At 71.3% G+C, this 26,540-nt stretch carries 31 protein-coding genes; 15 read left to right on the forward strand and 16 right to left on the reverse strand.

Features of this window, described 5'->3' with window-relative positions; genetic code table 11:
- The first annotated feature begins 6 nt into the window (after nt 1-6).
- From AB5J73_RS14550 to AB5J73_RS14560, 3 genes are read left to right on the forward strand one after another with little or no spacing between them, the layout of a single operon-like run.
- Nucleotides 7-549 (forward strand): YbaK/EbsC family protein, encoded by a 543-nt coding sequence (locus AB5J73_RS14550; RefSeq protein ID WP_370970242.1) that lies wholly within the window; start codon nt 7-9, stop codon nt 547-549.
- On the forward strand, nt 546-1,553 hold the full coding sequence (locus AB5J73_RS14555; RefSeq protein ID WP_370970243.1) for an ornithine cyclodeaminase family protein: 1,008 nt from the start codon (nt 546-548) through the stop codon (nt 1,551-1,553). The genes AB5J73_RS14550 and AB5J73_RS14555 overlap by 4 nt, the downstream gene beginning before the upstream one ends.
- A complete protein-coding gene (locus AB5J73_RS14560; RefSeq protein ID WP_370970244.1) occupies nt 1,550-2,971 on the forward strand; it encodes an aromatic amino acid lyase in 1,422 nt (473 codons plus the stop codon). The genes AB5J73_RS14555 and AB5J73_RS14560 overlap by 4 nt, the downstream gene beginning before the upstream one ends.
- 19 nt (nt 2,972-2,990) lie before the next feature.
- On the opposite strand, the gene AB5J73_RS14565 is transcribed toward AB5J73_RS14560, so the two are convergent.
- The gene (locus AB5J73_RS14565) at nt 2,991-3,845 is read right to left on the reverse strand and encodes a hypothetical protein (protein WP_370970245.1); all 855 of its coding nucleotides are present in this window, start codon (nt 3,843-3,845) and stop codon (nt 2,991-2,993) included.
- 42 nt (nt 3,846-3,887) lie between these two features.
- Nucleotides 3,888-5,018 (reverse strand): helix-turn-helix domain-containing protein, encoded by a 1,131-nt coding sequence (locus AB5J73_RS14570; RefSeq protein ID WP_370970246.1) that lies wholly within the window; start codon nt 5,016-5,018, stop codon nt 3,888-3,890.
- Between the two features lie 190 nt (nt 5,019-5,208).
- Here AB5J73_RS14570 and AB5J73_RS14575 point away from each other — a divergent pair, with 190 nt between their 5' ends.
- Nucleotides 5,209-5,766, forward strand: a complete 558-nt coding sequence (locus AB5J73_RS14575) for a cadmium resistance transporter (RefSeq protein ID WP_370970247.1) — start codon at nt 5,209-5,211, stop codon at nt 5,764-5,766.
- Here the strand turns inward: AB5J73_RS14575 and AB5J73_RS14580 are convergent.
- Both AB5J73_RS14580 and AB5J73_RS14585 read right to left on the reverse strand, forming a co-directional pair.
- Entirely contained in the window at nt 5,763-6,470 is a 708-nt protein-coding gene (locus AB5J73_RS14580) for an ABC transporter permease (protein ID WP_370970248.1), read from the reverse strand. The two genes, AB5J73_RS14575 and AB5J73_RS14580, sit on opposite strands and share 4 nt — an antisense overlap.
- Complete coding sequence (locus AB5J73_RS14585) at nt 6,467-7,159, reverse strand: ABC transporter permease (RefSeq protein WP_370970249.1); 693 nt, start codon at nt 7,157-7,159, stop codon at nt 6,467-6,469. The genes AB5J73_RS14580 and AB5J73_RS14585 overlap by 4 nt, the downstream gene beginning before the upstream one ends.
- Nucleotides 7,160-7,297: 138 nt before the next feature.
- On the opposite strand from AB5J73_RS14585, the gene AB5J73_RS14590 reads away from it, so the two are divergent.
- On the forward strand, nt 7,298-8,221 hold the full coding sequence (locus AB5J73_RS14590; protein WP_370970250.1) for an ABC transporter substrate-binding protein: 924 nt from the start codon (nt 7,298-7,300) through the stop codon (nt 8,219-8,221).
- Here the strand turns inward: AB5J73_RS14590 and AB5J73_RS14595 are convergent.
- Both AB5J73_RS14595 and AB5J73_RS14600 read right to left on the reverse strand, forming a co-directional pair.
- On the reverse strand, nt 8,218-8,991 hold the full coding sequence (locus AB5J73_RS14595; protein ID WP_370970251.1) for a class I SAM-dependent methyltransferase: 774 nt from the start codon (nt 8,989-8,991) through the stop codon (nt 8,218-8,220). The two genes, AB5J73_RS14590 and AB5J73_RS14595, sit on opposite strands and share 4 nt — an antisense overlap.
- A gap of 28 nt (nt 8,992-9,019) precedes the next feature.
- Nucleotides 9,020-9,490, reverse strand: a complete 471-nt coding sequence (locus AB5J73_RS14600; RefSeq protein ID WP_370970252.1) for a MarR family transcriptional regulator — start codon at nt 9,488-9,490, stop codon at nt 9,020-9,022.
- A gap of 148 nt (nt 9,491-9,638) precedes the next feature.
- Here AB5J73_RS14600 and AB5J73_RS14605 point away from each other — a divergent pair, with 148 nt between their 5' ends.
- Together AB5J73_RS14605 and AB5J73_RS14610 are read left to right on the forward strand one after the other, a co-directional pair.
- Nucleotides 9,639-10,073: an SRPBCC family protein gene (locus AB5J73_RS14605; protein WP_370970253.1), complete on the forward strand. Its 435-nt coding sequence runs from the start codon at nt 9,639-9,641 to the stop codon at nt 10,071-10,073.
- A gap of 50 nt (nt 10,074-10,123) precedes the next feature.
- Nucleotides 10,124-11,185, forward strand: coding sequence for an NADP-dependent oxidoreductase (locus tag AB5J73_RS14610; protein ID WP_370970254.1), 1,062 nt, complete (start codon nt 10,124-10,126; stop codon nt 11,183-11,185).
- Here the strand turns inward: AB5J73_RS14610 and AB5J73_RS14615 are convergent.
- Genes AB5J73_RS14615 through AB5J73_RS14625 form a run of 3 tightly spaced genes read right to left on the reverse strand, consistent with a single transcriptional unit; the run spans nt 11,182 to nt 13,033 of the window.
- The gene (locus tag AB5J73_RS14615) at nt 11,182-11,805 is read right to left on the reverse strand and encodes an HAD family hydrolase (RefSeq protein ID WP_370970255.1); all 624 of its coding nucleotides are present in this window, start codon (nt 11,803-11,805) and stop codon (nt 11,182-11,184) included. The genes AB5J73_RS14610 and AB5J73_RS14615 overlap by 4 nt on opposite strands.
- A 4-nt stretch (nt 11,806-11,809) precedes the next feature.
- On the reverse strand, nt 11,810-12,424 hold the full coding sequence (locus AB5J73_RS14620) for a pyridoxamine 5'-phosphate oxidase family protein (protein ID WP_370970256.1): 615 nt from the start codon (nt 12,422-12,424) through the stop codon (nt 11,810-11,812).
- Between the two features lie 9 nt (nt 12,425-12,433).
- Nucleotides 12,434-13,033 (reverse strand): TetR/AcrR family transcriptional regulator, encoded by a 600-nt coding sequence (locus AB5J73_RS14625; protein ID WP_370970257.1) that lies wholly within the window; start codon nt 13,031-13,033, stop codon nt 12,434-12,436.
- Between the two features lie 104 nt (nt 13,034-13,137).
- Here AB5J73_RS14625 and AB5J73_RS14630 point away from each other — a divergent pair, with 104 nt between their 5' ends.
- Nucleotides 13,138-14,187: an NAD(P)-dependent alcohol dehydrogenase gene (locus tag AB5J73_RS14630; RefSeq protein WP_370970258.1), complete on the forward strand. Its 1,050-nt coding sequence runs from the start codon at nt 13,138-13,140 to the stop codon at nt 14,185-14,187.
- Nucleotides 14,188-14,207: 20 nt separating this feature from the next.
- On the opposite strand, the gene purU is transcribed toward AB5J73_RS14630, so the two are convergent.
- From purU to AB5J73_RS14655, 5 genes are all read right to left on the reverse strand, one after another.
- Nucleotides 14,208-15,074 (reverse strand): formyltetrahydrofolate deformylase, encoded by an 867-nt coding sequence (gene purU, locus AB5J73_RS14635; protein ID WP_370970259.1) that lies wholly within the window; start codon nt 15,072-15,074, stop codon nt 14,208-14,210.
- Nucleotides 15,075-15,097: 23 nt separating this feature from the next.
- Nucleotides 15,098-15,715: a maleylpyruvate isomerase family mycothiol-dependent enzyme gene (locus AB5J73_RS14640; protein ID WP_370970260.1), complete on the reverse strand. Its 618-nt coding sequence runs from the start codon at nt 15,713-15,715 to the stop codon at nt 15,098-15,100.
- Complete coding sequence (locus tag AB5J73_RS14645) at nt 15,612-16,313, reverse strand: DedA family protein (RefSeq protein ID WP_370970261.1); 702 nt, start codon at nt 16,311-16,313, stop codon at nt 15,612-15,614. Before AB5J73_RS14645 ends, AB5J73_RS14640 begins: the two co-directional genes overlap by 104 nt.
- A 149-nt stretch (nt 16,314-16,462) precedes the next feature.
- Nucleotides 16,463-17,263, reverse strand: coding sequence for a class I SAM-dependent methyltransferase (locus tag AB5J73_RS14650; RefSeq protein ID WP_370970262.1), 801 nt, complete (start codon nt 17,261-17,263; stop codon nt 16,463-16,465).
- Nucleotides 17,242-17,748, reverse strand: a complete 507-nt coding sequence (locus tag AB5J73_RS14655) for a DUF2505 domain-containing protein (RefSeq protein WP_370970263.1) — start codon at nt 17,746-17,748, stop codon at nt 17,242-17,244. The genes AB5J73_RS14650 and AB5J73_RS14655 overlap by 22 nt, the downstream gene beginning before the upstream one ends.
- A 24-nt stretch (nt 17,749-17,772) precedes the next feature.
- Here AB5J73_RS14655 and AB5J73_RS14660 point away from each other — a divergent pair, with 24 nt between their 5' ends.
- The 7 genes from AB5J73_RS14660 to AB5J73_RS14690 all read left to right on the forward strand — a co-directional run bounded on the left by AB5J73_RS14660 (nt 17,773) and on the right by AB5J73_RS14690 (nt 24,914).
- Nucleotides 17,773-18,828 (forward strand): UDP-N-acetylmuramate dehydrogenase, encoded by a 1,056-nt coding sequence (locus AB5J73_RS14660; protein ID WP_370970265.1) that lies wholly within the window; start codon nt 17,773-17,775, stop codon nt 18,826-18,828.
- Nucleotides 18,829-18,986: 158 nt separating this feature from the next.
- A complete protein-coding gene (locus tag AB5J73_RS14665) occupies nt 18,987-20,162 on the forward strand; it encodes an Ig-like domain-containing protein (RefSeq protein ID WP_370973154.1) in 1,176 nt (391 codons plus the stop codon).
- A gap of 3 nt (nt 20,163-20,165) precedes the next feature.
- Entirely contained in the window at nt 20,166-20,981 is an 816-nt protein-coding gene (locus AB5J73_RS14670; RefSeq protein WP_370970266.1) for an alpha/beta fold hydrolase, read from the forward strand.
- Nucleotides 20,982-21,003: 22 nt separating this feature from the next.
- Nucleotides 21,004-22,308 carry a D-inositol-3-phosphate glycosyltransferase gene (mshA, locus tag AB5J73_RS14675; RefSeq protein WP_370970267.1) on the forward strand — a complete coding sequence of 435 codons (1,305 nt, stop codon included), beginning with the start codon at nt 21,004-21,006 and terminating at the stop codon, nt 22,306-22,308.
- Nucleotides 22,305-22,817 (forward strand): YbjN domain-containing protein, encoded by a 513-nt coding sequence (locus tag AB5J73_RS14680; protein WP_086858975.1) that lies wholly within the window; start codon nt 22,305-22,307, stop codon nt 22,815-22,817. Before mshA ends, AB5J73_RS14680 begins: the two co-directional genes overlap by 4 nt.
- 70 nt (nt 22,818-22,887) lie before the next feature.
- On the forward strand, nt 22,888-23,745 hold the full coding sequence (locus AB5J73_RS14685; RefSeq protein WP_370970268.1) for a DUF4349 domain-containing protein: 858 nt from the start codon (nt 22,888-22,890) through the stop codon (nt 23,743-23,745).
- 419 nt (nt 23,746-24,164) lie between these two features.
- Complete coding sequence (locus tag AB5J73_RS14690) at nt 24,165-24,914, forward strand: phosphoglyceromutase (RefSeq protein WP_370970269.1); 750 nt, start codon at nt 24,165-24,167, stop codon at nt 24,912-24,914.
- 51 nt (nt 24,915-24,965) lie between these two features.
- On the opposite strand, the gene AB5J73_RS14695 is transcribed toward AB5J73_RS14690, so the two are convergent.
- Nucleotides 24,966-25,841: a hypothetical protein gene (locus AB5J73_RS14695; protein WP_370970270.1), complete on the reverse strand. Its 876-nt coding sequence runs from the start codon at nt 25,839-25,841 to the stop codon at nt 24,966-24,968.
- Nucleotides 25,838-26,476, reverse strand: a complete 639-nt coding sequence (locus tag AB5J73_RS14700; protein ID WP_370970271.1) for a DNA-binding response regulator — start codon at nt 26,474-26,476, stop codon at nt 25,838-25,840. The genes AB5J73_RS14695 and AB5J73_RS14700 overlap by 4 nt, the downstream gene beginning before the upstream one ends.
- Between the last annotated feature and the right edge of the window lie 64 nt (nt 26,477-26,540).

The following is a 26,540-nucleotide window of genomic DNA, read 5'->3' on the forward strand; positions in this document are numbered from 1 at the left end:
GGCGGGGTGACCTGGACGATCGCCGGGAGCCTCACCGTCGTTCCCGCACCCACCCGCACCGACCTGCTCGCCGAGCCCGTGGCCAAAGCGCTGGCCGCGCTGGCCGACCCGGACGCCGTCGGCGTCGCGGAGATCGACCCGTCGCTGGCCGACACCGCCGCGTTCTGCGAGGCCTACGGCTCGCCGCTCGAGGCGTCCGCGAACTGCGTCGTCGTCGCCGGCAAGCGGGCGGGCGAAGTCCGCTTCGCGGCCGCGCTCGTGCTCGCGACGACCCGCGCCGACGTCAACGGCGTGATCAAGCGCCGCCTCGACGTCCGCAAGGCGTCGTTCGCGCCGATGGACGAAGCCGTCGACCTGACCGGGATGGAGTACGGCGGCATCACGCCCGTCGGCCTGCCCGCCGAGTGGCCCGTCCTGCTCGACAAGCGCGTCGCGGACGCGCCCGAGCTGGTCATCGGCAGCGGGATCCGCGGCAGCAAGCTGCTGATCTCCGGCGCCGCGCTGGCCGCGCTGCCCGGGGCCGAGGTCATCGAGGACCTCGCCCGGTGACGTCCGTCTGGCTCCGGTACCTGACCGGTGCCGACATCGACTCGCTCGGCATCACCGACGCGGACATCGTCGGCGCGGTCGAGGCCGTGCTCGCCGACCACGGCCGCGGCCAGGTCGTCTTCGAGCCGCGCACGCACCTCGTGCCGGACAACGGCGGCAAGGGCCACTTCAACATCCTCCGCGGCCACCTGTCGTCGAAGCAGGTCAGCGGCGTGAAGGTCGTCGGTGACTTCGTGGGGAACTTCGAACGGGGCCTCCCTTCCGAAATGGCGTTGATCCTGCTGCTGGACCCGGACACGGGCATGCCGCGGGCCATCGTCGACGGCACGATGATCACCGAAGCCCGCACCGGCGCGATGACCGCCGTCGGTGCGAAGTACCTGGCGCGCCCGGGTTCCCGGGTGCTCGGGCACATCGGCGCCCGCGGTACCGCCTGGTGGAACGTCGTGCTCCTCGACTCGCTGTTCGACTTCGCCGAGATCCGCGTGACCAGCAAGCGCCCGGAGTCCCGTGAGGACTTCGGCCGCCGGCTGTCCGAACGGCTCGGCAAGGACGTCCGCGTCTGCGCCACGGCCGAGGAGACCCTGGACGGCGCGGACATCCAGGTCGAGGCCTCCCGGCTGGTCGAACCCGAAGCGCTGGTGCGCCGCGAGTTCCTCCGGCCGGGCACCTTCCTGGTGCCCTACGGCACGATCAGCGCGCTGGAGCTCACGCTGCTCGACGACATCGACAAGGTCGTGGTCGACGACTGGCGCGAATCGCGGTCCGGCAACCCGCGGTTCGGCGCCCTGCGCCCGCAGCTCAACGCCGGCCTGCTCACCGCGGACGGGGTCCACGCCGAGATCGGCGACGTCGTGGCCGGGAAGAAGCCGGGCCGCGAGCACGACGCCGAACGGATCCTGTTCTGGCACCGCGGACTGTCCACAACGGACGTCGCGGTGGCGGACATGATCCTCACCCGTGCCGAGGCTTCCGGCGTCGGCACCATGCTGCCGTACCGATGATCGTCACCGACAGCGGTTTCGCCGACGGTGAACGGTTGGTTCTGGACAAACCGCTGGTGGAAGAGCTGCGACGGCGCCGGGACGAGGTCTTGACGGCGCTCGACGGCGACGTCCCGGTCTACGGCGTCAACACCGGGATGGGCCGCTTGGCGGGGGTCGCGCTCGACGCGCGGCAGCAGGCCGAGCACCAGCGGAACCTGCTGATCGGCCGGGCGGTCGGCGGGCCGCCGTGGCTGCCGCCCGCGGACGTGCGCGCGCTGCTCGTGGTGCGGCTGCGGGACTTCCTGCAGCCGTGGTCGGGGGTGAGCGCGGAGCTGGTGCAGTTCCTCGTGGACCGGCTCAACGACGGGTTCACGCCCGCCGTCCCGCGGTCCGGGCTCGGCAGTTCGGGCGAGATCATCCCGCTGGCGCACGCCTTCCAGACGTTCCTCGGCATCGGCACGGTCCTGGAGGACGGCGCCGAGGTCCCGGCCGCGGCCGCGCTCGCTTCGCGGGGCGCGGCGCCGTACGTGCTCGGGCCGAAGGAAGGTGCTTCGCTGCTTCAGGGTTCTCCGCTGGCGGTGGTGCACGCGCAGCGCGGCTGGACCGACGCGCGGCAGCTCATCCGCCTGCAGACGCTCACCGAAGCGATGGCGATCGACGTCCTCGGCGCCCCGCGCGAGGTGTTCTCCCCGGTCATGGCGGGCGGCGACGACCACCTGCGGTCCGTGCTGGTTTCCCTGGGCGGCCTGGCCGGCCCGGGCCCGGTGCGGGCGGGGGTGGTGCAGGCGCCGCTGTCGGTGCGGGTCGCGCCGCGGGCGCTGGCCCACGCTTCGCGCGTCAACGCGGACCTGGAGTCGGCTTTGCTGCGCTGGCGGACGATGCCCGGCGATTCCCCGTCGTTCGTCGACGGCGCGTTCCTCCCCGGCACCGGCTACCACGCGGTGGACCTGGGCCTCCGCATGGACGCGGTGACGGCGGCACTCGTTCACCTCGGCGAGGTTTCGGTGCAGCGCCAGCACCGGTTGCTGGACGAGCGGTTCAGCGGGTTGCCGGCGCAGCTGACCCGGGACCCGGGACCGCAGGCGGGGTTGGTGCCGCTGCACAAGCGAGCGGCCGGCGAGCTGCACGGCCTGAGGCGGCTGGCTTCGCCGGCGACGCTCGGTTCTGTGGACACGTCGGCCGGGCAGGAGGACGTCCAGGCGTTCGCGTGGGCGGCGGGCGAGCAACTGCGGTCGGCGGCCGCGCACCTCTACGCGATCACGGCTTGTGAGCTGGTCACGGCGTCTCAGGCGCGGTGGCTGGCGACCGACGGGGTGCCGGGGCTCGCCGAGGCCTACGAGTGGGTGCGGTCGGTGGTGCCGGTGGTCGAGGAGGATCGGGCGCTGGGCCCGGAAGTGCGGCGGTTGATCGAGGAACTGCCGGACGCGCTGGGGTGACCCTCGGGCCCGGCCGGGTTCACGCCTCGGGGAGAGCCGCGACGTAGGCGGTGGCGAAGCCGCGGACCGTGCTTTCCGGCACGGCGCCCGCGAGCGCCGCGACGGCCAGCCTGACGCCGGGCGCGTCCCGGCCGCCGAACTGTTCGCGCAGGTAAGCCAATCCGGCAGCCGTGACCGCGCCGACCCGGTCGTCGGCCAGCAGTTGTTCGAAGCGGAGTGCCACATCGGACGGGCGGGTGCCTGCCATGAGCCGGTAGACGTCGCCCGCGTCCTTGGCGTGCAGGCGACCGGGGTTCGTCGCGCTGTCGGCGAGCCGGTCGTGGAGCTTGTGGCTCTTCGCCACGAACAGCGCCGCGGGTCCCGCGACGTGCACGGCGACTTCGCGGTCGTCCGTCTCCTCCAGCGCGGTGATGACCATGAGCCGCCGATCGACGACGGCGGTTTCCAGCCCGGGTACCGCCCGGGCGGCCATCTTGTCGTGCGGATCGATGTGGACACTGCGCCGACCGGTCTCGGCGAGCGTCGTACCGATGAGCAGGTCCAGCTCCACCGGCACGCTCTTCCCGGCTATCTCCCGGTAGGTGGACCAAAGACCGGCGTGGTGGCAGTTCAGCCGTTCGAAACCGGCTTCGAGCAGCGCTTTTTGGCTCAGTGGCTCGTCGGCGAGCAGCGCCGGGTCCAACCCGAGGTCGCCGTCGGAGGTGTAGGCGCCCACGCTGATCGGCACGTCCGCGGTGAGGAGGTGAACAGCCTGCGCCCCGACCACCGTGACGGCGTCGCGGTGTGCCTCGAGGGCGATCAGCCCGTCGAGCAGTACCCGCCGGGCGACGGGCGCCACCTCGTCGATGCTGACGCCGTCGGGAACCTCCGACAACTGAAGTCTCACATTCGTTTCGGAGTGGGGAGATCCGCGTGGCTACGCGAGAGAACCCTTGTGCCACGGCAGCCGCCAGGAGCCGGTGTCGGCGGCCAGGGACTTCAGGACGGCTTCGGCCTCGGCGGGCATCCGCCCGGGGCCTCCCAACCCGTCGATCACCAGCTGGGTCGGGGCGACGTGGGGAACGCCGTCGACCAGCCGGGCCCGGCTGAACACGATGTCGTCGTGAGCGCGCAGGAACAGCACGTCCGCGTCGCCTTCCGCCCGCAGCAGCCCGAGCTTCCCGGCCCAGGCGTCCGGCGCGTGCGGTCCGGCGTCGACGTAGAACATCAGTTGCCCGCCGGTGGTCGAGGGGGCGATCGCACGGGCGGCGAACGGACCGGTGACGGCGATGCCGGAAGTCCGGGGTCCCAGCTCGCGCAGGGCTCGCAGCACGGCCTCCGGCCCGGTGGGGGAAACCATGCCGACGAACGGGTTGTGCCGGAGCAGGCTGTACGTTTCGGCGCGAGCGCGGAGGAGTCCTTCCCAATCGGTCCGCACGATCGTGCGCCCGTCGCGGCCGATCAGCAGCTGATCCTCCAGCTGTCCCAGCAGCCGCGACACCCAAGGCAGGCTGGCTCCGGTCTCCTCCGCGATTTCCGTTGCCCGGTAGGGCGGCTCGAAATCGGTGAGGAACCGGACGATCCGGCCGGCGCGAGGCCCAGCGAGGGTCACAGTCTTCACACCCGCGGCGCTCTGCCGGGGCGCCTTGGCCGCGCCTCGGGTGAAGATCCTGATGGACGGCACGCTCACCGACCAGTCGACGTTGCCGGTCAGATCGAGGTAGCCGGCTCCTCGCGCGCGCAGCTCGTCCTGCGTGCGCGGGGAAAGCCAAGGCGCCACGACGAGAAGGTTGGGCGGGCTGCTCGTCTGGCCGAGGATCTCCTGGATGAGGCCGACATCCCGCTGCGCCGATCTCGGTGTCATGCTTCGGTGCGCGGACACCAGGACCTCGGTGAGGCGGTCGCGGTCGGGTGGGGTGATCGTCAGGCGGGCGTCGAAGAAGGAGCGTTGTGACCCGGCCCCGGGCGCTGTGGTTTCGGCGACCTGCCAGTCGTCGCCCAAGAGCGATCGCAGAGCCCGCACGGCCTGTTCGACCAGGTCGTTCTCGCTGCCGTCCCACTCGTTCACCAGGTGAGTGTGGCACGCGGGCGAGTGGGTGACCAATAAAACTTGCCCGATATGGAAAACTTTACCCGTTCGGTAAAGTGGACACCACGGGTAAAGTTGCTCGAAAGAGTTACTTGCCTGGTTCGGGCAAGTAGCTGCTTCGCGCAACTTCGTGGGCGGAATCCGCCTTCTGTTCGCTGGGAGGGCGAGGGTGGACGTCGGGCTGATCGGGCGTGCGGCCGGGATGTTCGCCGTCACCAACCTCGACGACCTCGTGCTCCTCGCCGTCTTCTTCGGGCAAGCTGCCGGGCGCCGGGGCCAGGTGAAGGTCGTCGCCGGGCAGTTCCTCGGCTTCGCCGCGATCCTCGCCGTCTCCGTCGCCGGGGCGCTCGGGGCCGGGCTGCTGCCCGATGGTGCCGTCCGGTGGCTCGGCGTGCTCCCGATCCTGCTCGGCCTTCGCGCCGCTTGGCAGGCGTTCCACACCGGCGACGACGAACCCGTGCCGGCCGCCGGGGTGCTCGGGATCGCTCTCGTCTGCTTCGCCAACGGCGGTGACAACGTCGGGGTCTACGTTCCCGCCTTCGCCGCGAGCGGGAGCCTGGCCTCCTACGTCGTCGTCTTCCTCGTGGGGGTCGCCGTCTGGTGTGTGGCCGGGCGGTTCCTCGCGACCCGGCCCGCCGTCGCGCGGGTTCTCGCCCGCCGGGGGCACCTCGTGCTGCCCGTGGTGCTGGTCGGGCTCGGGGTGCTGATCCTCGCCGGGGCGTTCTAGCGGCGGGCGTTCTGCAGGGCCAGGCCGCGCGGGGTCGCCAGGCGCGTGATCAGCGCGAACGCGCCGTCGCACAGCAGGGCCAGCAGCACCGCCGCCAGGCCGCCCGCGAAGATCTGGCCGTAGCCCTGGGCGCCCAGTGCGAAGCCGTCCACGATGTAGCGGCCCAGGCCGCCGCCGTCGTTGACGATCGCGCCGATCGCCACCGTCGCGATCAGCTGGAGGAACGACACCCGTGCGCCCGCCAGGATCACCGGGGAGGCCAGGGGGAGCTCCAGCTTGAGCATGATCTGCCACTCGCGGTGGCCCGTGCCGCGGGCGGCGTCGACCGTCTCCTGCTCCAGGGACACCACGCCCGCGTACGTGTTGGTGAACAGCGGCGGCATCGCCAGCGCCACCAGCGCCAGCAGGAGCGGCCAGAACGTCGTGTCCAGCTCCCAGCGGCTCGCCAGGAACCAGAACAGGATGATCAGCCCGAAGCTCGGGATCGCGCGGCCGATGTTGACCGCGCTGCTCGCCAGGAACGCGCCGCGGCGGTAGTGGGCCAGCCACAGCGCCAGCGGGATCGTCAGCAGCGCCGCGATCGCCAGTGCCAGCAGGGAAAACCTGAGGTGCTCCAGGGTCCGGTACGGGACGCCGGCCTTGTCCGTCCAGCTCCAGCGGTTCGGGTCCGCGAGCCACGCGTTCAGCTGGTCGAAGAAGCTCATCGCGCCTTCCGGGTCCAGGGCGCCAGCACCCGCTCGCTAAGCCACAGCAGGAGGTCCACGACCACCGCCAGCACCACCGACAGCCCCACGCCGACGATGATCTCCGTCGGGTTCGGCGTCGCCGTCTGGATGCCGTGGCGGATGAAGTAGCCCAGGCCGCCGAGGCCCAGCATCGACGTCACCGTGACCAGGCCGATGGTCGTCACGGCCGCGACCCGCAGTCCGGCGATCACCACCGGCAGCGCGAGCGGCAGCTCGATCTGCCACAGCAGCCTGCCGCGCGTGTAGCCCATGCCGATCGCGGCTTCGCGGACTTCGTTCGGCACCTGGTCGACGCCGGTGACGATGTTGCGGACGAGGATCAGCAGCGTGTACGTCGCGAGCGGGATCACCGCCGACACGAACGACAGCCCGAAGAACGGCACCAGCACGGCGAACGCGCCCAGGCTCGGGATGACGTACAACGCGCCCGCCGCGCTCAGGATGAACCCGTACGACCAGCGGAAGCGCAGGGACAGCAGTGCCAGCCCGATCGAGACGACCAGTCCGGCGCCGAGCGCGACACCGGTCAGCGAGATGTGTTCGACCAGGCGCTGGACGATGTCGTCGGCGTTGCGGTCCACCCACTTCCACTGGAAGATCGGCGGTCCGCTGTCGGCGGCCAGCGGCGTCACCGCGCTCACGTGCACCCGGCGACCTTACCCCGATCGGGCCGCTCGAATTCCGAACGCTGGGAATTCGGGCGGTTTTCTCCCAACATGTGGATAGTTGTCGGTGGGCGAGGCTAGGGTCCTTTCGTCTGTTCGAGTGACGAGGGAGTGGGATTCGTGCGCTGGTTCCGGAACGCGTCCGTGGTGGCGGTGGCCGTCGCGGCGACGCTCGGTTTGGCCGCCTGTGGTGGTGGCAGCGACAGCGGTGACAAGCCCGCCGCGCAGAGCAAGGGCGGGGCGCCGATCGTCGTCGCGTCGTTCAACTTCACCGACAGCCAGATCCTCGCCGAGATCTACGCGCAGGCGCTGGAGGCCAAGGGCTACCCGGTGACGAAGAAGCTGAACCTGGGCTCGCGGGAGCTGATCTACCCGTCCCTGAAGTCCGGCGAACTCCAGTTCATCCCCGAGTACCAGGGTGCGGCGATCACCACCGGCTTCGGCAAGGAGGCGGGCAAGACCGCGCAGGAGGAGCACGACCAGCTGGCCAAGCTGTTTGAGCCCAGCGGCGTCGGGCTGCTGAACTTCGCCGCCGCCGAGGACAAGAACACCTACATCGTCAAGTCGGACCTGGCCAAGGACAAGGGCATCGCGTCCATCAGCGACCTGAAGAAGCTCGACAAGGTCGTCATGGCGGGCCCGCCGGAGTGCGAGAAGCGCCTCCCGTGCTTCCTCGGCTTCAAGGAGACCTACCAGCTGGCGAACGCGACCTTCCAGACCATCCAGGAAGCCGGGCCGCGGGTCGAGCAGCTCAAGTCCGGCGCGGTGACGGTCATCCCGGTCGACTCGGTCAGCCCGCTGACCGGCGACCCGAACTACACGGTGCTCAAGGACGACCTGAACATCGTCCCGACCGAGAACGTCGTGCCGGCGGTGAACAAGAAGGTGCTCGACGAGCGCGGCGCCGACTTCGCGACCGCCGTCAACGCGGTGAGCGCGAAGCTGACCACCGACGTCATGCGTGACCTGAACAAGCGCGTCGACTCCGACGGCGAGAAGGCCGAGGACGTCGCGAAGGACTGGCTGGCGCAGGCCGGTCTCTAAGCGGTCCCGCGCACGACCCAGGCGCTCGCCCAGAGGGGGAGCGAGCCGTCCGGGTTCGTGGGCAGGCGGCTGCGCAGGAGTTCGCGGATCTGGTCCCGGCGGGCCTCGGGGAGCGTCGCGAGGTACGCCGGGGCCGGGCCCTGTGCGCCGAGGAACGGCTGCCAGTAGTCGTCGAAGTCGCGGAACACCGTCGGGATCTTGATCTCGCCGACGGACACCCCGGTGAAGCCCGCTTCGAGCCACAGCCTGCCGAGGGGTTCCGGGCGGCACAGCGGGAAGCGGCGACCTTCGTCCAGGTCGGCGACCGGGTCGAGCTCGGCGGCCGCCTCCCAGAAGCGGCGGATCAGCTCCATGCCCTCCGCGAGGTCCCACAGGTACGCCGCGGCCAGCCCGCCCGGCGCGGTCACCCGGGCGATCTCGGCCGCCGCGCGGGCCGGGTCCGGGACGAAGTTCAGGACCAGCCCCGAAACCACCACGTCGAAGCGGGCGTCCGGGAACGGGAGCGACTGCGCGTCGGCGACCGAGAACGACGCCCGCGGGTCGGTCACGCTCGCGCGGGCCGTCTTCAAGAAGCCTTCGGACGGGTCGGCCCCGACGACCTCCGCCGGATCGGCCGCCGTCAGCACCGCCGACGTCAGCGCGCCGGTGCCGCAGCCGACGTCGAGCCAGCGGCGGCTCGCCGGGACGTCGAGCTGCCGGACGAACGTCTCCGCGATCCGGCGGCTCCAGCGTCCGATGTAGGCCTCGTAAGCGTCGCCTGACTGCCACATGCCCCGAGTACAGCACAAAAGGTGCTGGTCAGCCCTTCGCGAGGTCGCCCGTCGCGGCGTGGCCCGCCGACGTCGCGCGCTGCAGGAAGCCGGCGATCAGCGCCAGTTCCGCTTCGCTGTAGCCGGCGCAGAGCTCGTCCATCGCCGTGTTCATCCCCGCGTACAGCCGGAACAGCTCCGCGTTGCGGCCGCGCACCGCGCGCACCGCCACCGAGCGGCGGTCGGCCGCCTCCGGGTCGCGTTCGCGGACGATCCAGCCGCCCTTCTGCAGCCGGTCGAGGATGCCGGTCACGGTCGCCGGGTGCAGGCCGGCCCGCCGGGCCACGGCACTCGGGCTCAGCGGACCGTGCCGGGCGATCAGCTCCAGGCAGTCCAGGTCGACGTCCTTGAGCGCGAGGTGGGCGCTGACCTGGTGGTTCAGCAGCGAAAGCTGGTTGCGCAGCTCCCGCAGCGACTCCTTCACCGCCACGGTCGACCGGCGGTGCGCTCCCGAACTCATATGATCCTCGTATCAGTTGGCTCACCGCAGCCTAACCGGAGCGCGGACTTCGCCGCTCACTCCCTGAGACGTCCCGGGCCGCGCGCAGGAGGTGCGCGTCACGGTGGAATCGTGGAGCCTGTTCGCGAAGCTCGCCAGAAGGAGTGAGATGGGAAAGGTCACGGCCACCGCGGAGCGCACGATCGACGCTCCGGCCGACAAGGTGCGCGCCCTCGTCGCCGACTACGCCGAAACGCGCCCGAAGCTGCTCACCGAGCACTACCGCGACTACGAGGTCACCGAAGGCGGTGTCGGCGCCGGGACCAAGGCGGGCTGGAAGCTGCAGGCGACGTCCAAGCGCGTGCGCGACGTCGAGGCCACGGTCAGCGAGCCGAAGCCCGGCACCCTGGTCGAGACCGACGCGAACTCCAGCATGGTCACCACCTGGACGGTTTCCGAGGCCGGGGAAAAGAGCCTGGTTCGGATCGAGACCTCCTGGGACGGCGCCGGCGGCATCGGCGGCTTCTTCGAGAAGACCTTCGCGCCCGGTGGGCTCAAGAAGATCTACGACGGCGTGCTGGGCAAGCTCGCCGAGATCGTGTAGCGCGTCACAATCGGAATGTGCGCCCCGGTTAGCTCGTTGACCCGGGTGGAATGCGGGGCGTCGGCCCCGTTTCAACGACTTCGAGGAGTTCGACGGTGAACGCACCCACCCAGGCGACCGAGATCCGGCTCGCTTCCCGCCCGCACGGCGTCCCCACGCACGACAACTTCGACATCGTGGACACCGGGATCCCCGCCGCGGGCGAGGGCCAGATCCTGGTGCGCAACCTGATCATGAGCGTCGACCCGGCCATGCGCGGCCGCATGCGGGACGTGAAGTCCTACGCGCCGCCGTTCGAGGTCGGCGAGGTCATGTACGGCGGGGCGGTCGGCGAGGTCGTCGAGTCGAACGTCGACGACGTGAAGCCGGGTGACCACGTGCTCCACCAGTCCGGCTGGCGCACGCACGCCGTGCTCGACGCCAAGCGCTTCGTCAAGGTGGACGGCGACGCCGCGCCGCTGTCGACCTACCTCGGCGTGCTCGGCATGCCGGGTCTCACCGCGTACGCGGGCCTGCTGGAGTCGGCCGAGTTCAAGCCGGGCGACACGGTGTTCGTCTCCGGCGCGGCCGGCGCGGTCGGCTCGCTCGTCGGGCAGCTCGCGAAGCTCAAGGGCGCCAAGCGTGTCATCGGCTCGGCGGGTTCGGCCGAGAAGGTCCGCCACCTGATCGACGACCTCGGCTTCGACGCGGCCTTCAACTACAAGGACGGCCCGGTCGCCGAGCAGCTGCACGCCGCCGCGCCCGAGGGCATCGACGTCTACTTCGACAACGTCGGCGGCGAGCACCTCGAAGCCGCGATCGACGCGATCACCCTGCACGGCCGGATCGCCGTCTGCGGGATGATCTCCCAGTACAACGCCACCGAGGCGACCCCCGCGCCGCGCAACCTCGCGCAGATCATCGCCAAGCGGATCACCATCCGCGGCCTGCTGGTGCTGGACCACTGGGGCCTGCAGCAGCAGTTCGTCTCCGAGATCGCGCCGCTGGTCCAGTCCGGCCAGATCAAGTACTCCGAGACCTTCGTGGACGGCATCCGCAACGCGCCGGACGCGTTCCTCGGCCTGCTGTCCGGGGCCAACACCGGCAAGATGCTGGTCCGCATCGCCGACTAGAGCAGTTCGGCCAGCTCCGGGAGGGTCGGCGCGGTGTAGGTGGGCGCGGGCGAGCCGGGCAGCGGGTGGACGCCGGGACGGGTGAGCAACGCCGTCTCGAGACCCGCCGCCTGGGCGCCCGCGATGTCCCAGTCGTGCGCCGCGATCAGCACCGCCCGTTCCCCGGGGTAGGCGGCCACGACCTGGCGGTACGGCTCGGGCGCGGGCTTGAGCCTGCCGACCTGCTCGGCCGAGAAGATCCGGTCGAGCAGCGGGGCCAGCCCGGCGTTCTGCAGCTGCGCCTCGGCCGTCGCGAGCGGTGAGTTCGTCAGCGCGACGACGGTGTGGCCCTTTTCCCGCAGCTTCGCCAGGCCCGGTTCGACGTCCGGGTGGGCGGGCAGCGCGCGGATGCCCGCGGCGACCTCGGCGAGGTCCACCTCCCGCCCGTGCCGGGCGGCGACCTCGATCGCGGCGTCGCCGGCGATGCCCGCGAAGTCGCGGTAGCCGCCGGTCGCCGTCACGGTCAGGACGGTGTGGATGGCCAGCCCGAACCACTCGCGCCGCAGCTCGGGGCCGCCGATGGTGGCGTCCATCGCCGCCAGGTCGAGCAGGGTCTCGTTGACGTCGAAGACGCACAGCATGGGTTCAGTATTGCTGGTTGAGCGCCCGTTCGTTGAGGTCCGCGTCCAGCTCTTCCGCCGAGATCGGGAGCGCCATCTGGTCGCGCAGGATCGTGCCGAGCGAAGGCAGCGCCGAACGGTCCGGCCAGGTCGCCGGATCCCACAGCGACGACCGCAGGAACGCCTTCGCGCAGTGCATGTACAGCTGCTCGACCTCGACGACCACCGCGAGCTTCGGCCGCTTGCCCTGCACCACCAGGTCGTCGAAGAACGGCGCGTCCGACACCAGCTTCGCGCGGCCGTTGACCCGGAGCGTCTCGTTCATCCCCGGCACCAGGAACAGCAGGCCGGCGTGCGGGTTGTCGACGATGTTCCGGAAGCTGTCGATCAGCTTGTTGCCCGGGCGGTCGGCGAGCACGAGCGTCCGCTCGTCGAGCACCAGGACCGAGCCCGCCGGGTCACCTCGCGGCGAGACGTCGCAGCTGCCGTCCGGCGCCGACGTCGCCAGCAGCACGAACGGCGAGTGCTCGATCAGCGTGCGCGCGTGCTCGTCGATCCGGTCGATGATCTTCTTCTGCGTCCGCTCGGCGACCTCGCCGACGACTTCCCGCAAGGCCTCGTGTGAGTCGATGATCCCCATGCGCCCAAGCTAGCGCCTACCACCGACAGTCCGGCCCGCGATCGCGATCCGTGCGGCCTCCGTGGACTTCTTCACGACCAGGTCCACCGAATACCCGTGCTTCACGAAGACGCCGTCGAGCTGGAACGTGCCGTAGCCGTGTGCCTGGGTGAACAGCTGCTCCATCAGCTCGAGCGCCGTCGCCGGGTCCGGCGCGACGGTCAGGCAGCGCATCAGGAACTCGTCGGTCAGGCGCCGGGTCTGCTCGTGCAGCTCGAGGTGCTCCGGACCGTGCAGGCCGTCGGCGTAGATGACGTTCATGCCGGCCCGGCGCTCGATCAGGTAGCGCGTGTACGCGCCCGCCGCCGCGGCCAGGGCGTCGACCGGATCCGAGTGCTCCGCGGCCGCCGAAGCGACGCGTTCGGCGAGCTGGCACGCGATGTTCGCCGCGACCTCGGCGAGCAGGCTCTCCCGGGTGGGGAAGTGGCGGTAGGGCGCGCCGGGGCTGACCTTCGCCCGCCGTGCGACCTCCGCGACGGAGAAGCCGGCGAGGCCCTGCTCCGCGATGAGGTCCAGTGACACGCGCACGAGCTCGCCGCGGAGGTCGCCGTGGTGGTACTTGCCGCCCATGACCTGGATCACATCTCTCGTCCGAAATATGTAAGACCCCTCTTACGTAGAACATGTAAGAGACCTCTTACAGGGTCCAACGGTACTTGAACACGGAGGGTTCCATGAGCACGACCACGAACGCCATCGCCGCTCCGGCGCCCGGCGCGCCGCTGGCGCCGACCACGATCGAGCGCCGTGACCTGCGTCCCGACGACGTCCTGATCGACATCGCCTACGCCGGTATCTGCCACAGCGACATCCACCAGGCCAAGGAGGACTGGGGCCAGGCGATCTTCCCGATGGTCCCGGGCCACGAGATCGCCGGCGTGGTCGCCGCGGTCGGCTCGGCCGTCACGAAGTACCAGGTCGGCGACCGGGTGGGCGTCGGCTGCATGGTCGACTCCTGCGGTGAGTGCGAATACTGCCGGGCCGGCACCGAGCAGTTCTGCGTCAAGGGCAACGTCCAGACCTACAACGGCGTCGGCTTCGACGGCGAGAACACCTACGGCGGCTACAGCAACCAGATCGTCGTGAAGGACGCCTTCGTCTGCCGCATCCCGGAGGGCATCGACCTCGACGTCGCCGCGCCGCTGCTGTGCGCGGGCATCACCACCTACTCGCCGCTGCACCACTGGGGCGCCGGCCCCGGCAAGAAGGTCGCCGTGATCGGCCTCGGCGGGCTCGGCCACATGGCCGTCAAGATCGCCGCCGCCATGGGCGCCGAGGTGACCGTGCTGAGCCAGAGCCTGAAGAAGCAGGAAGACGGCCTGAAGCTCGGTGCGACCGACTACTACGCGACCAGCGACGAAGCGACGTTCGACGTCCTCAGGGGCAAGTTCGACGTCATCCTCAACACCGTGTCGGCCAAGCTGCCGGTCGACGCCTACCTCGGCCTGCTGCGGGTCGGCGGGGCGATGGTGAACGTCGGCGCGCCCGGCGAGCCGCTGAACTACAACGCGTTCTCGCTGCTGGGCGGCAACAAGGTGCTGGCCGGCTCGATGATCGGCGGCATCGCCGAGACCCAGGAGATGCTGGACTTCTGCGCGAAGCACGGCATCGGCGCGGAGATCGAGACGATCTCGGCCGACCGGGTCAACGAGGCCTACGAGCGCGTCGAGAACTCCGACGTGCGCTACCGGTTCGTCATCGACGCCAAGACGATCGGCGCCTGACGCGTCGCACGGCAACCGCGTCAGAACACCACGGTGCGGTTGCCGTGCACCAGCACCCGGTTCTCCAGGTGCCAGCGCAGACCACGGGCCAGCGTCACCTTCTCGATGTCCCGGCCCTTGCGGACCATGTCCTCGACCGAGTCGCCGTGGTCGACCCGGATGACGTCCTGGTCGATGATCGGGCCCGCGTCGAGGTCCGCCGTCACGTAGTGGCAGGTCGCGCCGACCAGCTTCACCCCGCGGGTGTGGGCCTGGTGGTACGGCTTCGCGCCGATGAACGACGGCAGGAAGCTGTGGTGGATGTTGATCGCGCGGCCGGCCCAGTCGCGGCAGAGGTCCGCGGGCAGGATCTGCATGAACCGGGCGAGCACCACCGCGTGCGGGTTGTGCTCGTCGACCAGCTTCCGCACCTGCTCGAACGCGGCTTCCTTGCCACCGGCCGGGAACGGCACGTGGTGGAACGGGATGCCGTGCGCGCGGGTGATGTCCGCGAGCGACTCGTGGTTGCCGATCACCGCGGCGATGTCGACGTCCAGCTCGCCGGACGCGACCCGGCCGAGCAGGTCGTAGAGGCAGTGCCCGGCCTTCGAGACGAGCACCACCGCGCGGCGCCGCTCGCCGGTGTCGCTGACCTGCCAGCTCGACTCGGCGGACAGGTCCGCGGCCACCGCGCCGAAGCGGGTGCGCAGCTCGTCGGCGTCGAAGGGCAGCGAGTCGGCTCGGACGACCTGGCGGGTGAAGAACCAGCCGGTGTCCGGGTCGGTGTGGTAGGCCGCTTCGACGATCCAGCCGCCGTGTTCGGCGAGGAACCCGGAGATCCGGGCGATGATGCCGGTGCGGTCGGGGCAGCCGAAGGTGATGACGTAGCGGCGTTCGGGAGCGGTCACGACGGCATTCTCCCCCGCGCAGGTCAGGGCGCCGCGAGCGGTGCGAGGTCACCCGTGACGGCGGCCCGGTGCGGACGGCCCCACAGGGCGCGGTAGACGTCGTCGGCGGCGCCGTCGACCTCGGCGACCGGCTCGCCGAGGGTCCACGTGCGCTCCGGCGTCGTGACGCGGACATCGGCTTTCTTGCCGAGGCGCGGGGTCAGGTAGGTGAGGAACTCGTCGATGCCGTCGTTCGCGAACGCGGGGGAGAAGCGCGTCTCCGGGGCTTCGCCGAGGGCGGATTCGGCGTCGAGGCGGTGGATCGCCGTCTCGTGGGCCATCCGGCGCGTCCAGTCGCCGACTGTCACCTCGAAGCCCGGGTACGGCGAGAACGCCGGGGTTTCCGGGGCGCGGCCGAGCGCTTCGCGCAGGGCCAGGCGCTGGCCGTCCCACCAGCCGAGCACGTCCTCCCAGTCCGCCGGTGGCGCGGGTTTCCGCGGCTGGTTCACGGCCAGGCCGATGGCGAAGCAGTGCACGAACGCGACGTGCGTCACCAGGTCATGGACAGTCCACTTCGGACAGTTCGGCACCGGCGCCGCCGGACCGGCTTTCAGCGCCGCCCGCTTCAGCGCGTCGGCGTGGACGTCGATCGCTTCGAGCATGGGCCGACCGTAGCCGTCGCCCGGCCTCGATGGCGAAAACCAGGCCCAGGCCGAGGCTGAACGACAGCAGCAGGCCCTTGCCCGGCTCGTCGGCGAAGGCGGCGCCGCCGGCGAGGCCGATCAGCACGCTGTACACCGCCCAGATCGCGGCGCCGGCGAAGTCGAGCGCGACGAACCTCGGCAGCGGGTAGCCGAGGCTGCCGTTCGCGAGCGAGCTGGCCACGCGCCCGCCGGGCAGGTAGCGGGCGGCGATGATGAGCAACCCGCCGTGGCGCCGCACCTGGTCGCGCGCCCACGCGTAGCGGCGTTGCCCCTCGGGGCCGCGTTGCAGCCGCGCGATCGCCCGCGGCCCGGCGGACCGCCCGACGGCGTAGCCGAGGCAGTCACCCGCCCACGCCCCGCCGGCCGCGACGGCGGCGAGCAGGGTCAGCTGCGCGGGATCCGGCCCGAGCAGCACCGCGACCGTGACGACGGTCGTCTCGCTGGGCATGAACGGCAGCAGCGCGTCCAACCCGGACACGGCGAAGACGACCACCCACAGCCACGGCGAGCCGAGCGCGCCGCGCAGCAGCTCGGTGACCTGCCCCAGGAGTTCCACGGCTCAATGGTGATCACCGCAGGTCACTTCGGGGTGACGCAGCGGGGGTGCCCCGGTGAACAAGCGCCCCAATGTGGCGTTCGGTGCGTCCAGCGCACCGAACGCCACATTGGGTGCGTCTGACGCAACCAACGCCACATTGGGGCGCTTCAGGCGGGGGCGACCGAAGCCCAGGGGACCGTCAGTTCGCCGAGCCGGACTCGGGACGGTGGGCCCAGCACCGGCCAGCCGCGGGCGGTCAGCAGCCGGACCGTCTCCAGCCAGCGCGAGCGGGCGCCGAACGCCTGGTGCGGCGCCGCCGTGGCCCAGCAGGTGTCCAGCGCCGACAGCAGCGCGTGGACCCGCTCGCCCGGCACGTTCCGGTGGATCAGCGCCTTCGGCAGCCGCTCGGCCACCGTCGACGGGCGGTCCAGCCCCGCCAGCCGCATCGAGAGCGTCAGGGACACCGGGCCGGCCGCCGCCACCAGCACCCACGTCGACAGCCGCCCGATCTCGTCGCACGTGCCTTCGACCAGCAGGCCGCCCGGCGCCATCGAGTCCAGCACCAGGCCCCACGCGCCCGCGACCTCGTCCTCCGCGTACTGCCGCAGCACGTTGAACGCCCGGACCAGCACCGGCCGCGTCCCGGCCAGCTCGAACCCGCCGCGGCGGAAGTCCAGCAGGGGCGGTGCGGCGGCGGGCAACGCCGCGGCGACCCGCACCGGATCCAGTTCCAGGCCCAGCACCCGGACGTCCGGCCGGACCCGGCGCAGCCAGCGGGCCAGCTCGACCGTCGTCACCGGGGAAGCGCCGTAGCCGAGGTCGACGACCAGCGGCGACCCGGCCGCGCGCAGCAACCGGGTCGTGGCCGGCGCCGACGCGATCCACCGGTCGACCCGGCGCAGGCGGTTCGGGTTGGTCGTGCCGCGGGTCGGCGCGCCGACCGGGCTCAGGCGGCCCCGGCCAGCCACTTCGCGGTGAATTCGGCCTCGCGCTCCAGCAGTTTCGTGACCTGCTCGGCGATCACGCTCTCCAGCTTCCCGCCGAACAGCGGGATCCGGACCGTCACCTCGCCGCTGGTCCGCAGCACCGTCTTGCCGTCGCCGGCCAGCACCGCCGTCCGCGCGACGATCTCGCCCGGGACCCCGCCGACCTCGACCGAGGCCTGGCCCTGGTGGCCGGTGCCGTCGTTGCTGACGCGCCAGGTCTGCGTGCGGGTCACCAGCAGGTCGCCCTTGTGCAGCGTCCGCACCGCCTGCGGGAGCTTGTCCGCGCTGATCCCCTGCCGCAGTTCGTACCGCAGGTTCGTGCCGGAAACCTCGTACGCCAGCAGTGCCGCGTCGTGCCCGCCGAGCTCCGCCAGCCGGGCCCGCAGCGCGTCCTCGCCGGCCACCGCGGCGTAGACGGCGGCGACGTCGGCGGCGAACTCAGCGCGGTGCTCGATCCGGGAACCCATGAGCCGGACAGTACCGTCAGGCGGGTGAACACCGCCCCGACTCCCGCGCTCCCGCAGCTCTCGGCGTACACCACCCTGCGCCTCGGCGGCCCCGCCCGCCGGTTCGTCAGCGCCGTGACCAGCGAAGACCTCGTCGAGGCCGTCCGCGAAGCCGACGCGGCGGGCGAGCCGGTGCTGCTGCTCGGCGGCGGCTCCAACCTCGTCGTCGCCGACGCGGGGTTCGACGGCACGCTGGTGGCGGTGGCGAACACGGGCTGGCGGCCGGACGGCGACGTCGTCGAGGTCCAGGCCGGCCAGAACTGGGACGCCTTCGTCGCCGCGCTGGTCGAGGCCGGGCTGGGCGGGCTCGAGTGCCTCTCGGGCATCCCGGGCAGCGTCGGCGCGACACCGATCCAGAACGTCGGCGCGTACGGCTGCGAGGTCGCGGAGTCCCTGGTCAGCCTCGACCTCTACGACCGCGTGACGCGCGAAGTGCGCACGCTCAAGGCCGACGAACTCGGCTTCGCCTACCGCACCAGCGTCCTCAAGGGCACCGACACCGGCGTCGTCCTCTCGGTCCGCTTCGAGGTCCGCGAAGACGGCCTCTCCGCGCCCATCCGCTACGCCGAGCTGGCGCGCACCCTCGGCGTCGGGATCGGCGCCCGCGTCCCGGCCGCCGAAGCGCGTGAAGCCGTGCTCGGCCTGCGTCGCGGCAAGGGCATGGTGCTCGACCCGGCCGACCACGACACGTGGAGCGCGGGCTCGTTCTTCACCAACCCGATCGTCCCGTCCGCCGAAGCGACGGCGGTCCTCGAGCGGATCACGGCGGTCGTCGGCTCGGAAGTGCCGCAGTACCCGGCCGACGGCGGCACCAAGCTGTCGGCGGCCTGGCTGATCGAGCGCGCCGGCTTCGCCAAGGGGTACCCCGGACCGGGGAACCGCGTCTCGCTCTCGACGAAGCACACCCTCGCGTTGACCAACCGCGGCGGCGCGACGACCGAAGACCTGTTGGCGCTGGCCAGGGAGGTCCGCGACGGCGTGCACCGGCGGTTCGGCGTCACGCTGCACCCGGAACCGCTCTTGATCAACTGCGGCATTTGAGCCGAACCGGGCAACCTGTACGTGTGTAGGACGTCTTTGTCGACAAGGCGGTAGCCACCTGATCGGATGGTCTTTACCTTTCGACAGGTAACGTCGGGCGGGTGACCAGCGCTAAGGGCTTGGACCCGCTGGTCGGCGGGGGAACTCGGGAGGTTTCGGTGATCGAACGGCGCACGGTCTTCAAGGCCGCACTCGCGGCTGGGGCCGCACTGGTCGCCGCGGCGTGTTCGAGCACGAACGACGGCACCGCGCTGCCCACGGGGGCGGCGGGCGCGGACGGGGAGAGCGCCCAGCCCGTGGCGAAGATCACGGCCGAGCCCGCGGCCGACGCGAAGGACGTCTCGGTCCTCAAGCCCGTCGTGATCAAGGTCGCCGACGGCAAGCTCACCGAGTGCAAGGTGACCGCGGACGGCGGCAAGGCCGTCAAGGGCGACACCGCACCCGACGGGCTCACCTGGACCAGCTCCGAGCCGCTCGGCTACGGCAAGACCTACACCTACGCGGCCAAGGCCACCGGCAACGACGGCAAGCCTGCCGAGTTCACCGGCACGTTCACCACGGTCAGCCCGGCCAAGCAGGTCCGCGCCACGCTCAACCCCTCGGACAACCAGACGGTCGGCGTGGCCATGCCGATCAGCGTCAAGTTCGCGTCGCCGGTCAAGGACCGCAAGGCCGTCGAGAAGGCCCTGTCCGTGAAGACGGACAAGGACGTCGAAGGCGCCTGGGGCTGGCTGTCCGACAGTCAGGTCGACTACCGGCCGAAGGAGTACTGGCCGCAGAACATCACCGTGAGCGTCGAGGCGAAGCTCTACGGCGTCGAGCTCGGTGGCGGCGCGTACGGCAAGGCCGACGTCACCACGAAGTTCAAGATCGGCCGCAACCAGGTCGTCAAGATCAACACCCCCGAGCACCAGATGCACGTCTACCGCGGCGGCTCGCAGGTCAAGAGCTACCCGTGCGCGAACGGCCTGGACGCCGAGGTCGACCGCAACACCCCGAACGGCACCTACATGGTGATGAGCAAGGAGCCGTCGGCGATCTTCGACAACGCGCGCTACGGCTACACGAACGTCAACAAGAAGTGGGCCTGCCGGTTCTCCAACCACGGCGAGTTCATCCACGAGAACCAGGACAACGCGGCCAACATCGGGAAGACCAACAACTCCCACGGCTGCGTCAACCTGCTGGAAGCCGACGCCAAGGACTACTTCGACTCGGCGCTGGTCGGCGACCCGGTCGAGATCACCGGTTCGAAGCTGGGCGCGCCGATGAACTCCGACGTCAAGGACTGGAACTACAGCTGGGCGGCCTGGCAAGGGCTGGGTGCGAAGTAACCCGTGCGCACCGAAGTCGTCGGGCACGGCGGGGTCCGGCTCGGCCTGCGGGTCGAGGGAGCCGAAAGCAGCAAGCCGATCGTGTTCGTGCACGGCTGGGCCCAGTCGGCGGGCTGCTGGGCGGCCCAGCTCGCCGATCCCGCGCTGACCGAGCGGTTCCGGCTGGTCGCGGTGGACCTGCGCGGCCACGGCGCCTCCGACGTCCCCGTGTCTGGGTACGACGACCCGCGCGTCTGGGCCGACGACCTCGCCGCGGTGCTCGACTTCGCCGGCCCGGACGCGATCGTCGTCGCCTGGTCCTACGGCGGCCTGGTGCTGGTGGACCACATCCGGGTGCACGGCACCGCACGACTGGGCGGCATCGTGCTCGTCGGGGCCATCACCGAGATCGGCCGCGACCGGCCGGGCGGGCGCGTCGGCCCGCTGATGCGCGACCACATGCGGGCGATGCTTTCGGACGATCCGGACACCGCGGTCCCGGCGCTCACGGAGTTCTGCCGCGGGATGGCCGCCGGGCCGGTGCCCGGCGCGCAGGCGCAGGCCATGCTCGGCGCGTCTCTGAGCGTGCCGCCCGCAATTCGTTCGGCGCTCTTCCGCCGGGACATCGGCAGCGAAGAAGTGCTGGTCACGGTGGACAAACCGGCTCTGGTCGCGCACGGAACGGCCGACCGCGTGATCGAACCCTCGGTAGCCGAGCACGCACTCGGGAAGATTCCGGGTGCCGTCGGGCGTTGGTTCGCTGACGGGGGGCATGCGCCCTTCGCCGAGTCCGCGGCCGAGTTCGACGCGGTGCTGCGGCAATTCGCCGAGGAATGCTGAAGTACGCAGGAGACGTGACCAGGTGACCAGCTCCATCCGGGGGTTCCGGGCTGCGCCGCGCCGGATCGCGGTGCTGTCCGTCCACACTTCGCCGCTCGAGCAGCCGGGTACCGGCGACGCCGGCGGGATGAACGTCTACGTCAGCCAGACCGCGATCGAGATGGCCCGCCGCGGCGTCGAGGTCGAGGTCTTCACCCGCGCGACGTCGTCCGACCAGCCGCCGGTGGCCGAGCTGGCGCCCGGGGTGACCGTGCGGCACGTGCAGGCCGGGCCGTTCGAGCCGCTGGGCCGCGACGAGCTGCCGGCGCAGCTCTGCGCGTTCACCTCCGGCGTGCTGCGGACCGAGGCCTTCCACGAGCCCGGCCACTACGACCTCATCCACTCGCACTACTGGCTCTCCGGCCAGGTCGGCTGGCTCGCCCGCGACCGCTGGTCCGTGCCGCTGGTGCACACCGCGCACACGCTGGCGAAGGTGAAGAACGCCGCGCTCGCCGATGGCGACAAGCCCGAGCCGCGCACCCGCGTGATCGGCGAGGAGCAGGTGGTCGCCGAGGCCGACCGGCTGGTGGCCAACACCGCCGTCGAGGCGCGCCAGCTCATCGACCTCTACGACGCCGAGCCGCACGCGGTGCACGCCGTGCCGCCGGGCGTCGACCTCGAACGCTTCACGCCGGGGTCCCGGCACGCGGCCCGCGTCGTCCTCGGCCTGGCCGACGACGACGTCGTGCTCGCTTTCGCCGGCCGCATCCAGCCGCTGAAGGCGCCGGACGTGCTGCTGCACGCCGCGGCCGCGATGCTGCGGCGCCGTCCGGAGCTGGCTTCGCGGCTGGTCGTGCTCGTCGTCGGCGGGCCGTCCGGGAGTGGGCTGGAGCAGCCGCAGGCGCTGCGCGAACTGGCGGCTTCGCTGGGCATCGAGGCGCAGGTGCGGTTCCTGCCGCCGCAGCCGGGCGAGGCGCTGGCCCGGGTCTTCCGCGCCGCCGACGTCGTCGCGGTGCCCAGCTACAACGAGTCGTTCGGCCTGGTCGCGCTGGAGGCGCAGGCCTGCGGGACGCCGGTGGTCGCGGCCGAGGTCGGCGGGCTTCCGGTGGCGGTGCCGCACGGCGTGTCCGGTCTGCTGGTGCCGGGGCACGGCGCGGACGAGTGGGCGGACGCGCTGGCCGCGGTCGCGCTGCGCCCGGACCGGCGCGCCGAACTCGGTGCCAACGCCGTCGTGCACGCGCGGCGGTTCTCCTGGCGCCGCACCACGGACGCGCTGCTCGACATCTATGCTCAGGCCACCAGCGCGTTCCGGCAGGCGCTGGAACTGCGCGCGGAGGTGGCGGTGTGAGCCTGGACCAGCTGATCCAGTCTACTTTGGACTCGGCCGAGCTCAAGTACGACAAACGCGGTCCCGGCAAGTACTTCGTCACCCTGCCGGGGACGAAGAAGCTGCAGACGAACGCGTGGCTGGTCGACGGCGACCACGCGTTTTCGGTGGAGGCCTTCGTCTGCCGCCGTCCCGACGAGTCCCATGAGGACGTTTACCGGTTCCTGTTGCAGCGCAACGCGAAGCTGTACGGCGTCCACTACACAGTGGACAGTCTCGGGGACATCTACCTGGTCGGCCGGTTCGGCAAGGAAACGATGTCGGCCGACGAGCTCGACAAGGTGCTCGGCCAGGTCCTCGAAGCCGCCGACGGCGACTTCAACACGCTGCTGGAGATCGGCTTCGCGACGTCGATCAAGCGCGAGTGGGACTGGCGCGTCTCCCGCGGCGAGTCGCTGGCCAACCTCCAGGCGTTCAAGCACCTCGTCGCCCCCGAGCGGCCGCACGAACCGGGCTTGACCGAGTCGTGACCCAAGCCGTGCAACGGCCCTGAACCGGACATCCGTCTCACCGCCAGTCGAAACTGGAGGGAGAAGCAGGATGCGGACTCGATGGAGAGCGGCGCTCGCGATCACGGCGGCGGCGCTGGCGCTGGCCGGCTGCTCGGCGGGGGAGAACGGCGCATCGTCCACGGCGGACAGTGCCGGGGTTGCGCCCGCCGTGCCGAAGCAGGGGACGGCCGGCAAGCCGGAGTCGAAGGTGACCCCGCCGCAGGCCGGCGCCACCGACCGGAAGCTGTCCCGCAGCGCGCGGCTGGAGCTGACCGCGACCAAGGTCGTCGACGTCGTCGCGCAGGCCCGCGGGATCGCGCAGGGTGCGGGCGGCTACACCGGGCAGGAGAGCACGGGCGAGGACTACGCGACGCTCAGCCTCGCGGTGCCGGCGGACAAGCTCGACGGCGCGCTCGACCAGCTCTCGCACCTGGGCACGAGCCTGGTGAAGCGCGAGCTGAACACCCAGGACGTGACCGAGCAGGTCGTCGACGTCGACGCGCGGCTGCAGACGCAGCGAGCCTCGGTGGAGCGGATCCGCGCGCTGCTCGCGAGGGCGACTTCGGTGTCGGAGATCGCTTCGGTCGAAAGCGAGCTGACCAGCCGCGAGTCGGCGCTCGAATCGCTGGAGCAGCAGCGGAATTCGCTCGCGGGCAGCGTCGCGATGGCGACGGTGGCGATGAGCATCCGCAGCGTGGCGGCGCCCCCGCCGCCCGCGGAGGACCACAGCGGCTTCCTCGGCGGACTGGCCGGCGGCTGGGACGCGTTCTTGGCGTTCGGCGGGGGCGTGCTGACGGTGCTGGGCGCGATCGCGCCGTTCCTGCTGGTCGTGGGCCCGCTGGCATGGGCGGGCTGGTGGCTGAACCGGCGCCGCCGAGCGGCCCGGCCGGAGCCGACCGAGGTGTGAAGCGGGCAGGCGGGACGGCTCGAGGGAGGGGGGAGTCGCGATCTCGAGCCGCCCCGCTGAAGTTCCCGCCGATCAGGACCCGGTGACGAGGGGGGTGCCAACGGGGCCGGCGGGCCGCGGCTCGGCAGGGGGGAGACGAGCCGCGGTCAAAGCCCGATACCGGCCGGGGAGTGCGTGGAATCCGGCCGCTCGGGACGTAGTCAACCTGTCAGATCTCGACGTGTAATCACAAGACTACTCACTAGTCCGTTCGAGTGAATTTACCGGTGAGCGATAACGGTGTGCAGTTTGTTGCCCGGATTTTGCGCGCTGTTGGCACTTGGACTTGTCGAAGAGTGAGGTGTTACTCCGAAGTAACACACTCTGTGTAGGTCGAGGTCACTGGTGGAATCACGGACCGGTTCTGGCAGGCTGACAGCATGGCTGAACTCGGGACGTTGGTGCTGCTCCGCCACGGGCAGAGCACGTGGAACGCGGAAAACCTGTTCACCGGCTGGGTGGACGTGCCGCTTTCGGAGCAGGGTGAAGGCGAAGCCCGCCAGGGCGGGCAGCTGCTGGCCGACGCCGGCCTGCTGCCGGACGTGGTGCACACCTCGCTGCTGCGCCGCGCGATCGCCACCGCGAACATCGCGCTGGACGCCGCCGACCGGCACTGGATCCCGGTCAAGCGCGACTGGCGGCTCAACGAGCGCCACTACGGCGCGCTGCAGGGCAAGGACAAGAAGCAGACCCTCGCGGAGTTCGGCGAGGAGCAGTTCATGCTCTGGCGCCGCTCCTACGACACCCCGCCGCCCGCGATCGACCCGAAGGACGAGTGGAGCCAGGCCGGCGACGCCCGGTACGCGAACCTCGGCGACGACGCGCCGCTGACCGAGTGCCTCAAGGACGTCGTCGAGCGGCTGCTGCCGTACTGGGAGTCCGCGATCGTGCCGGACCTGCGCGCGGGCAAGACCGTGCTGGTCGCCGCGCACGGCAACTCGCTGCGCGCGCTCGTCAAGCACCTCGACGGGATCTCCGACGCCGACATCGCCGGCCTGAACATCCCCACCGGCATCCCGCTGCGCTACGACCTCGGCGACGACCTCAAGCCGCTGAAGCCGGGCGGCGAGTACCTCGACCCCGAGGCTGCCAAGGAAGCCGCTGCCGCGGTCGCCAACCAGGGCCGCTGACCCGAGTTCGTGAAGGCCGCCTTGAGGCACTCAAGGCGGCCTTCACGGCTTTCAGGCGGCGGTGATCGGGCGGACGGCGGTCGCCTTCCAGGTGGGGCCTTCGCGAACCAGGTCCAGCTCGGTGGTGAACGGGCGGTCGGTGGTGCCGGTGGCCGCGGTCACCTTGAGCGTGGTGAAGAACAACACGGTCGCGCGGCCGCCGGTCAGCACCGTGACCCCGGCCACCGGGTCCGGGCCGAGCGCCACCTTCGTGCCGCTTCGCCGGATCGCGTCGACGTAGGTGGCCTTCTTCGCGCGGTAGTCGCTCAGCAACGGCTCGGCCGCGACTGCTTCGGCTCGCGTGTAGCTGCCTTCCGGGTCGCCGCTGTCGGTCGTGAACAGCGCGCCCGCGGCCCCACGCGCCCCGGCCAGCGCCGAGTCGCGCAGGCCCGGCAGGCTGCCGTCGACCGGGTGCGGTGCGGGGGACGGCTGCGCCGGGTTCACCGCGATGTCCGAGAGCCGCCAGCGCCCGCTCTCCTCGAGCGCGGTGAACGCCACCGTCGCCAGGCCCTTCGTAGTGCCGCTGACCTGCTCCAGCACCGCCAGTTCGCGGACCTTCCCGCCGGACAGCTCCAGCGCCGCGGCCCGCGCCACGGTCGTGGTCAGGCGCACCGGCTGCGGGCTCTTCTTGACCTGCTCGAACAACGCCGTGAGCTGGGCCTTCGCCGCCCCGGTCACGTTCGCGGCGACGGCCTGGTCGAACGCCGCCGGGTTCGCCGAGTCGTAGCTGAACACCGCTTCGGCCGCGGTCTTCACGGCGGCGAGCGCGGTGGCCGTGCCGGGCGCGTTGACCACCGCGAGGTTGCCCGTCAGCGGCGTCGCGGTGCCGGAGATCGCCGACGAGCACGCCGAAGTCGTCAGGACGAGCGCGAGGAGCAACCGCTTCACAGGAGTCCGGCTTCGCGAGCCCGTGCCCCGGCCTGGAACCGCGAGGACGCGCCGAGGAGCTCCATCAGCTCCGCCACCCGCCGCCGGTAGGTCCGCAGGCCGACGCCCAGCGCGCGGGCCGCCGTCTCGTCCTTGCAGCCGGACGCGAGCTGCTCGAGGATTTCGCGCGCGCCCAGCTCGGTGAACCGGGCCTGGTAGGACGCGAGGTCGGTGGCGCCGGCCCAGGCTGCTTCGAACAGCGACTGGATGCCCTGGACCAGCTCCGGGCTGCTGACGACGGTGTAGCTGCGGACACCGCCGACGTCGTCGCCCGCCACGATCGCGATCCGGCGGTCCAGCAGGATCGTCTCGTTGACCTCGCGCTCGGTGATCCGGATGCGCGCGCCGTGCGTGGCCATGAACCGCAGGTGCTCCGCCAGCGCCGGGTCGAACAGCACGCCGGGCAGGTACATCTTGCGCACGTTCATCGCCCGCACCGACTGCTCGCGCTCGGCCGCCGTCGGGTGCGCCACCGACCACGTGTGCAGGTCGCGGGCCGCGCACGAGATCTCGGTCGCGGTCGCGAAGAGGTGCGCCGTCCGCTCGAACAGTTCGGCCTCGCCCCGCACCACGACGACATCCGTCACTTTCTCCACGCATTCCAGTGTGGCAGCAAACTGCCAAACCCGGTGGTCACGCGCACCGCGCCGGAAGGCTGGA

It is taken from the genome of Amycolatopsis sp. cg9 (genome assembly GCF_041346945.1).
Taxonomy (GTDB): domain Bacteria; phylum Actinomycetota; class Actinomycetes; order Mycobacteriales; family Pseudonocardiaceae; genus Amycolatopsis.

Bases quoted from the DNA above. Each gene is read 5' to 3' on its own strand.
- AB5J73_RS14630 (WP_370970258.1), top strand. From the start codon at position 13,138: ATGAGCACGACCACGAACGCCATCGCCGCTCCGGCGCCCGGCGCGCCG.
- AB5J73_RS14640 (WP_370970260.1), bottom strand. From the start codon at position 15,715: ATGCTCGAAGCGATCGACGTCCACGCCGACGCGCTGAAGCGGGCGGCG.
- AB5J73_RS14685 (WP_370970268.1), top strand. From the start codon at position 22,888: ATGCGGACTCGATGGAGAGCGGCGCTCGCGATCACGGCGGCGGCGCTG.
- AB5J73_RS14690 (WP_370970269.1), top strand. From the start codon at position 24,165: ATGGCTGAACTCGGGACGTTGGTGCTGCTCCGCCACGGGCAGAGCACG.
- AB5J73_RS14625 (WP_370970257.1), bottom strand. From the start codon at position 13,033: ATGGGCGGCAAGTACCACCACGGCGACCTCCGCGGCGAGCTCGTGCGC.
- AB5J73_RS14610 (WP_370970254.1), top strand. From the start codon at position 10,124: ATGCGGGGCGTCGGCCCCGTTTCAACGACTTCGAGGAGTTCGACGGTG.
- AB5J73_RS14600 (WP_370970252.1), bottom strand. From the start codon at position 9,490: ATGAGTTCGGGAGCGCACCGCCGGTCGACCGTGGCGGTGAAGGAGTCG.
- AB5J73_RS14595 (WP_370970251.1), bottom strand. From the start codon at position 8,991: ATGTGGCAGTCAGGCGACGCTTACGAGGCCTACATCGGACGCTGGAGC.
- AB5J73_RS14580 (WP_370970248.1), bottom strand. From the start codon at position 6,470: ATGAGCTTCTTCGACCAGCTGAACGCGTGGCTCGCGGACCCGAACCGC.
- AB5J73_RS14615 (WP_370970255.1), bottom strand. From the start codon at position 11,805: ATGCTGTGCGTCTTCGACGTCAACGAGACCCTGCTCGACCTGGCGGCG.
- AB5J73_RS14605 (WP_370970253.1), top strand. From the start codon at position 9,639: ATGGGAAAGGTCACGGCCACCGCGGAGCGCACGATCGACGCTCCGGCC.
- AB5J73_RS14655 (WP_370970263.1), bottom strand. From the start codon at position 17,748: ATGGGTTCCCGGATCGAGCACCGCGCTGAGTTCGCCGCCGACGTCGCC.
- AB5J73_RS14560 (WP_370970244.1), top strand. From the start codon at position 1,550: ATGATCGTCACCGACAGCGGTTTCGCCGACGGTGAACGGTTGGTTCTG.
- AB5J73_RS14620 (WP_370970256.1), bottom strand. From the start codon at position 12,424: ATGGGGATCATCGACTCACACGAGGCCTTGCGGGAAGTCGTCGGCGAG.